This window comes from Sandarakinorhabdus rubra (assembly GCF_010994245.1).
Lineage (GTDB): Bacteria > Pseudomonadota > Alphaproteobacteria > Sphingomonadales > Sphingomonadaceae > Sandarakinorhabdus > Sandarakinorhabdus rubra.
Window position 1 is genome coordinate 1 of the sequence record NZ_WMHO01000154.1, and the last position, 6394, is coordinate 6394.

General features: G+C 67.1%; 7 protein-coding genes and 1 pseudogene. 4 read left to right on the plus strand and 4 right to left on the minus strand.

Annotation, left to right across the window (positions count from 1 at the left end):
- A pseudogene (locus GJV64_RS10090) lies at window positions 1-202 on the minus strand (hypothetical protein); the annotation flags it as partial.
- Between the two features lie 79 nt (window positions 203-281).
- Here GJV64_RS10090 and purM point away from each other — a divergent pair.
- Window positions 282-1382 (plus strand): phosphoribosylformylglycinamidine cyclo-ligase, encoded by a 1101-nt coding sequence (gene purM, locus GJV64_RS10095; RefSeq protein ID WP_408014981.1) that lies wholly within the window; start codon window positions 282-284, stop codon window positions 1380-1382.
- The gene (gene purN, locus GJV64_RS10100; RefSeq protein ID WP_164157115.1) at window positions 1375-2316 is read left to right on the plus strand and encodes a phosphoribosylglycinamide formyltransferase; all 942 of its coding nucleotides are present in this window, start codon (window positions 1375-1377) and stop codon (window positions 2314-2316) included. The genes purM and purN overlap by 8 nt, the downstream gene beginning before the upstream one ends.
- 26 nt (window positions 2317-2342) lie before the next feature.
- On the opposite strand, the gene GJV64_RS10105 is transcribed toward purN, so the two are convergent.
- The gene (locus GJV64_RS10105) at window positions 2343-2783 is read right to left on the minus strand and encodes a DUF3237 domain-containing protein (protein WP_164157116.1); all 441 of its coding nucleotides are present in this window, start codon (window positions 2781-2783) and stop codon (window positions 2343-2345) included.
- A gap of 348 nt (window positions 2784-3131) precedes the next feature.
- Between GJV64_RS10105 and GJV64_RS10110 the strand changes: the two genes are divergently transcribed.
- Window positions 3132-3770, plus strand: a complete 639-nt coding sequence (locus tag GJV64_RS10110) for a hypothetical protein (RefSeq protein ID WP_164157117.1) — start codon at window positions 3132-3134, stop codon at window positions 3768-3770.
- Window positions 3771-3903: 133 nt separating this feature from the next.
- Window positions 3904-4530: a hypothetical protein gene (locus tag GJV64_RS10115; RefSeq protein WP_164157118.1), complete on the plus strand. Its 627-nt coding sequence runs from the start codon at window positions 3904-3906 to the stop codon at window positions 4528-4530.
- 4 nt (window positions 4531-4534) lie between these two features.
- Here the strand turns inward: GJV64_RS10115 and ndk are convergent, their stop codons facing one another.
- A complete protein-coding gene (ndk, locus tag GJV64_RS10120; RefSeq protein ID WP_164157119.1) occupies window positions 4535-4957 on the minus strand; it encodes a nucleoside-diphosphate kinase in 423 nt (140 codons plus the stop codon).
- An 84-nt stretch (window positions 4958-5041) separates the two neighbouring features.
- The coding region (locus GJV64_RS10125; protein ID WP_164157120.1) for a leucyl aminopeptidase at window positions 5042-6394 on the minus strand (1353 nt) is incomplete at its 5' end.

Consider the following 6394-nt stretch of genomic DNA (forward strand, 5'->3'; position numbering starts at 1 on the left):
AGGCCCGACGTTCGGCCGCGCGCCAGGCGGTGCGGCGGGCCTCGTCCACGCTCCTTGCCGTCACGTCGACCGCGATGCCGCCAACTGCATAGGCGCTGCCGCCGCCGCCCGAACGGTCCACCACCGGGCCGGTGGCGCGCTTCGTCGGCTGCTGTGCGACCGCGATGGCCGCCAACAGGGCAACGAGGGAAAGGACCGCCACGCGCGTCACGCCCGCTGTTTACGGCCGCGCAGGGCCTGTTGCCAACCCGCCATGCTGGCATATCGCGCGCATTGCCGTTATGGCGGCCCGCATGACCGAAAAGCGCTCCCTCACCTATGCCCAAGCCGGGGTGGACATCGCCGCCGGCAATGCGCTGGTGAAGGCGATCGCGCCGCTGGCCCGCGCCACGGCGCGGCCGGGCGCCGATGCCGAACTGGGCGGCTTTGGCGGCTTCTTCGATCCCAGGGCTGCGGGGTACAAGGACCCGCTGCTGGTCGCCGCCAATGACGGCGTGGGCACCAAGCTGAAGCTGGCCATCGATACCGGCCGCCACGACACGGTGGGCATCGACCTGGTTGCCATGTGCGTCAACGATCTCATCGTGCAGGGCGCCGAACCGCTGTTCTTCCTCGACTATTTCGCCACCGGCAAGCTGGAGAACGGCGTCGCCGCCCGCGTGGTGGCCGGCATCGCGCAGGGCTGCCTGCAGGCCGGCTGCGCGCTGATCGGCGGCGAGACGGCGGAGATGCCCGGCATGTATGCGCCCGGCGATTATGACCTGGCCGGCTTTGCCGTTGGCGCCGTCGAACGCGGCGAACAGCTGACCGGCGCTGGCGTGGCGCCCGGCCAGCTGCTGATCGGCGTCGCCTCCTCGGGCGCGCACAGCAACGGCTATTCCCTCATCCGCCGCATCCTGGCCGAAGCGAAGGCCGATCTGGCCGCCCCTGCCCCGTTCGATGCCGCGCGCAGCCTCGCCGAAGCGCTGCTCGAACCCACCCGCATCTATGTGAAGCCGTTGCTGCCGCTGATCGGGGGCGGCCACATCAAGGCGCTGGCCCATATCACCGGCGGCGGCTTCCTCGAGAATATCCCGCGCGTGCTGCCGGATGGCTGCCGCGCGCTGGTGGCGGCGCCCACCCTGCCGCCGCTGTTCGACTGGCTGCGCGCGACAGGCGGCGTTGCGGCGGGCGAGATGGCGCGCACCTTCAACTGTGGCACCGGCATGGTGCTGGCAGTGGACCGCAGCGAAGCCGAAGCGGTGATCGCGGCGCTGGAACAGGCCGGCGAACGCGCAGCGGTGGTGGGCGAGATCATCGCAGGCACACGCGGCTGCGACGTGCACGGCGCGCCCGGCCAATGGGGCGAGACTGCGGCCTGGACGGCCAGCCACAATGCCTGAACGGGCGAGAGTCGGCGTCCTCATTTCCGGGCGCGGCAGCAACATGGCCGCCCTGCTCTATGCCAGCCGGCTCGATCCCGCCTGCCCCTATGAGATCGTGGTGGTGGGCAGTAACGACCCCGATGCCGCCGGGCTGAAACTGGCGGCAGCCGAGGGCGTGCCGACCTTCGCACACAGCCACAAGGGGATGAAACGCGCCGAGTTCGACGCGATCATCACCCGTGAACTGGAAGCCGCCGGCGTGACTCACATCGCGCTGGCTGGCTACATGCGGCTGCTCTCACCGGAGTTCGTGGCGCACTGGCAGGGCCGTTGCCTCAACATCCACCCCTCCCTACTGCCGAAGCACAAGGGCCTGCACACGCATGAAGCCGTGCTGGCGGCGGGTGAGGACGAGACCGGCTGCACCATTCACATCGTGACGCCCGAACTGGATGACGGACCCATTTTGGGCCAGGCCCGCATCAAGGTGCTGCCCGGCGACACGCCCGACAGCCTGGCGGTGCGGGTGCAATATGCCGAACACCAGCTCTACCCGCGCGTGCTGGCCGACTTCGTGTCAGCAGCAGACCGCCCCGACGCCCTGCTGGCCCGCGTGCGCGGCCTGGCGCTGGGCCTGCCGGCCGCGGCCGAGAAACTCTCCCACGGCTCCCCCGGCTTCTTCGTCGAGGGCGGCAAGTTCTTTGCCTATTTCAGCGACAATCACCACGGCGACGGCATCACCGCGCTGCTGCTGAAAGTCTCCGGCCTCGATGAAGCCGCGATGCTGATCGAACAGGACCCGGACCGCTTCTTCCGCCCCAAATATTTCGGCCCTTCCGGCTGGGTCGGTATCGTGCTCACCGACGGGCCGGACTGGGGCATGATCGAAGCAATGATGACCGCAGCCTGGCGACTGTGCGCGCCGAAGCGGCTCGCCATGCTGCCCATCTGATCGCCTGCGCATCTAACGTCAGGCGGTCACTGCATATACCCCTGAAGTATCACCTTGCCGGCCGCCAGATCGACGATTCCCGTCGCCCAGATCTGCCGGCCATTCACCCAGAGATGCGATTCATGTGACGTTGTCAGACGCACATTCTCGGCCAGGTCAATGATCGGCTCACCGGCACGAAACCGCCCGATGCCGTCTGCCCACAGGGCGATGAGGACGCCATTGCCTGCGTCTATGGTCGCGTGAATGTTGAGCTCCAGCACGCCGTCAGGCCGCAGGAAGGAAAAATCGGTGCCGCTGATCGATCCCCGGACCCTGCCTTCGATCTGGCCAGCAAATCCACCGTCAAAGCGCGCCCCATGGGGCGGCGGTGCGGCCGTTCCCGCCATGACGTCGGCCAGGCTCAGGCCATATTCGGTCATGCTCGTCAGATCGACGGCATATTCATAGATCTTCTCGCCCAGCATCGTGCCCTCCCCCAGAGCGGCAAGGCTGCCTGACTAGCACGGCAATGGCAAATGCCGCCGCCAATCCGAAAGGCTGAGTTCAGCGCGGATTGCCGCCAGCAAGGGCACTGCTCGTCTGGAAGAAAACAGCCAGTATGTTCAGCGTCCTGACGGGCTCACCGCAAGAACGGGGTTCGGTGGCGTACCAGCATGAATTTGACAATTTGCCATGAATGCTATATTAACAAATAGATAACCACAACGCTCCACTATCAAGTGTCGTGCCGCCCCCAACATGTCGTCGGGGGGTGGGAAGACTTTTGTTGCGTGGGATTTCAACAAGATCATCAAGACATTCGGGGGATCATCATGGCTATCGTTGGTTTGTATCGTTTCAGAACCCTGTCTGGCGGCCTTGCCGCGCATATCACCCAGTCGCTCGAAGGCCGGGAACGGCTGCGCGCCATGGGCTACAACGCCAATTGCCTGCAACCAGTCATGGGCCAGGACGTCGGGTCGATTGCCACCGTCATCAACTTCGCCTCGGTCAAGGATTGGGCGGCGGCAGTGACCAGGATCAACGCCGACGCCGGATGGCGGACGTGGTATGCGCAGGCCGCTGGCAGTGGCGCCGCCGAACAATCGGAAGCGGCACTGCTGGCCGACGTTGACCCGGCCTTTCAGCCGCCAGCGCCCAACACGATTGGCGCGGTCAGCAGCACCCAGTGGCTGCCCATGCCCGGCAAGGCGGCGCAGCTGATGGCGCATATCCAGTCCTCACTCGCCCATCTCACCCGATTGGGGGGCCGCGCCCGCGTTCTCCAGTGCACCGAAGGCGCGCATCCGATGACCATCATGGTCACACTGGCCTTCCCATCGCTGGAAGCGCTGGGTGCCCACCGCGACGCGATGAACAGCGATGCAAACTGGCAGGAATATTGGGCTGGCGTGATGGCCAATCCGTCGGCCCAACTGGTCAGGAGCGGCATTTACACGATGGTGCCCTGACCTTCTGTGCAAGGGACTTCGGGGGCGGCCCGCGCCGCCCCCAAGCCACTGATGCTGCACACGCTTTTTTGCGCCATCGTGCATTGACACCCTGACAGCTGGGCGATTAGCCTGCCGGGATGGTGGGTGGCTGATGCGGCGCTTGGCCTGTCTGGTGGTGACCGGTGGCGTGTTCCTGTGGAGCGCCGCGGCGGTCGCTCAACTGTCCGAAACGCAGAACCGTGAACTCTTCAACGCGCTTGGCGAGAAGCTTGCCGCCGATGCCGAAGCGCGTTGCCTGTCCACACCATGGCAGCCGGAACAGCGGACCGCGCCCGCCAGGGCTGCGGCGCAGCGCACCTTGCAGGCCTATCTCGACACGGTCCGCTCCGGCCGGACCGTCGGCGTATCAGCCCACTTCAGCAGCAAAGGCGCCCGCTGGATCGGGCCAGATGGCAATGTGGGAAACATCGGCGCGATTGCCGATCCCTATGCCAGGGCGGCCGACCCGCTGCTGCCACCGCCCGCCAGGTTCGTTCTGGCCAATGACCGCAAGACGGCGCTGGGCCTGTGGACGCTGGCGGCCGGCGACACCCCGCTGGGTGCCTATGCCGCCAGCTTCCGGCGCGAGGGCTCAAGCTGGCGGCTTGTGCAGCTGGCGCTGGTCACGGCAGATGCGCCCTTGCCACGCCGCTATTGCCATGTGCCCGGTGACATTGACCGGTGGCTGGGATCGCCCGTCCAGCCGGCAGACTATTGGGTGGGGTCACAACCCCGGTGACCGGTCAGCCAACGATCTCGGTCTGCGCGAAGAAATAGGCGATCTCGATCGCGGCGTTCTCGTCGCTGTCGGAGCCGTGCACGGTGTTGGCTTCGATGGATTCGGCCAGTTCCTTGCGGATGGTGCCGGGCTCGGCATTGGCCGGGTTGGTGGCGCCCATGATCTTGCGATAGGCCGGCACCGCGTCCTCGCCTTCCAGCACCTGCACCACCACCGGGCCGGAGATCATGAACTGCACCAGCTCACCAAAGAAGCCGCGCTCGCGGTGGACGGCGTAGAAGCCTTCGGCCTGCGCCTGGGTGAGGTGCAGGCGCTTCTGGGCGACGATGCGCAGGCCGGCGCCTTCGATCATCGCGTTCACCTTGCCGGTGATGTTGCGACGGGTGGCGTCGGGCTTGATGATCGAGAAGGTGCGCGTGATGGCCATGGCGAAATCCAGTGCTGCAATGCGGAATAACCGGGGATGCGCGGCCCCCTACAGGCCGCGCTCCGGATTGGCAAGCACTCGCCTTCAGGCTTCGAAATTGTCCGCCACCAGCCGGTCGAGTAGGCGCACGCCATAGCCGGTGGCGCCCTTGTCATGCACGGCGCCCGCCTTGCTGGCCCACACCGTGCCGGCGATGTCGAGATGCGCCCATTTCACGCCCGGCTTCAGGAAGCGGGCGATGAACTGCGCGGCGGTGATCGAACCACCCTCGCGCGGGCCGACATTCTTGATGTCGGCGATATCGCTATCGATCAGCTTGTCATAGGCCTCGCCGATCGGCATCCGCCACAGTTTCTCGCCCACCGCAGCACCGGCGCTGCGCAGCTGTTCGGCCAGCCCATCATCGTTGGCGAACATGCCGGCATGCTCATGGCCAAGGCTGATGATGATGGCGCCGGTGAGCGTGGCGAGATCGACGACGATCTCGGGATCGAACGTCTCCTGCGCCCACCAGATGGCATCGCACAGCACCAGGCGGCCTTCGGCATCGGTGTTGATCACCTCCACCGTCTGCCCGTTCATGGTGGTGACGACATCGCCGGGCCGCTGGGCATTGCCGTCGGGCATGTTCTCGACAAGGCCGACAACGCCGACCACGTGCGCCTTCGCCTTGCGCGCCGCGAGCGCGTGCATGGCGCCGGTGACTGCGCCGGCGCCGCCCATGTCCCACTTCATGTCTTCCATGCCGGCCGGCGGCTTCAAGCTGATGCCGCCGGTGTCGAAGGTGACGCCCTTGCCGACGAACACCACCGGCTTCACGTCGTCGCGCCCGGTGCCGTTCCAGCGCATGGCAAGGATGCGCGGCTTGCGCACCGACCCCTGCGCCACGCCGAGCAGCGCGCCCATGCCGAGCCGGGCCATCTCGGCCTCGTCGAGGATGGTCAGTTCGATGCCCAGTGCCGCCAGGTCGCGGGCGCGCTCGACGAAGCTTTCGGGAAAGAGAATGTTGGCCGGCTCGCTGACCAGCGCACGGGTGCGCGCCACGCCGTCGGCAATCGCGGCCAGGCGGGCGTGCGCTGCCGCACCGTCGCCGCCGATGATGGCGAGGCTGGCGAGCGTTGGCTTCTGCTTGTCCTTCAAGCGGGTGCGATAGGGATCGAAGCGCCACGACCGCAGCACCGCGCCATGCGCCAGGTGCGCCGCCAGGTCGCCAGCCAGCGCGCCGGCCACGTCGACGTTGACATGGGTCTCGCCGCTCGTCTGCAGCCGAGCCGCGATGGCGCCGCCGATCCGTTCGGCGGCAAGGGCATCCAGCTTGTCGGCCGGGCCGGTGCCGACCAGCAGCAGCCGGCGGCAGGCAAGGCCAGCCGGGCTCAGGAGCTCGACGATGCTGCCTGCCTCGCCTTCGAAGCGCGCGGCGGCCGCAGCGGCGGTCAC

Bases quoted from the DNA above. Each gene is read 5' to 3' on its own strand.
- purM (WP_408014981.1), top strand. From the start codon at position 282: ATGGCGGCCCGCATGACCGAAAAGCGCTCCCTCACCTATGCCCAAGCC.
- purN (WP_164157115.1), top strand. From the start codon at position 1,375: ATGCCTGAACGGGCGAGAGTCGGCGTCCTCATTTCCGGGCGCGGCAGC.
- GJV64_RS10105 (WP_164157116.1), bottom strand. From the start codon at position 2,783: ATGCTGGGCGAGAAGATCTATGAATATGCCGTCGATCTGACGAGCATG.
- GJV64_RS10110 (WP_164157117.1), top strand. From the start codon at position 3,132: ATGGCTATCGTTGGTTTGTATCGTTTCAGAACCCTGTCTGGCGGCCTT.
- GJV64_RS10115 (WP_164157118.1), top strand. From the start codon at position 3,904: ATGCGGCGCTTGGCCTGTCTGGTGGTGACCGGTGGCGTGTTCCTGTGG.
- ndk (WP_164157119.1), bottom strand. From the start codon at position 4,957: ATGGCCATCACGCGCACCTTCTCGATCATCAAGCCCGACGCCACCCGT.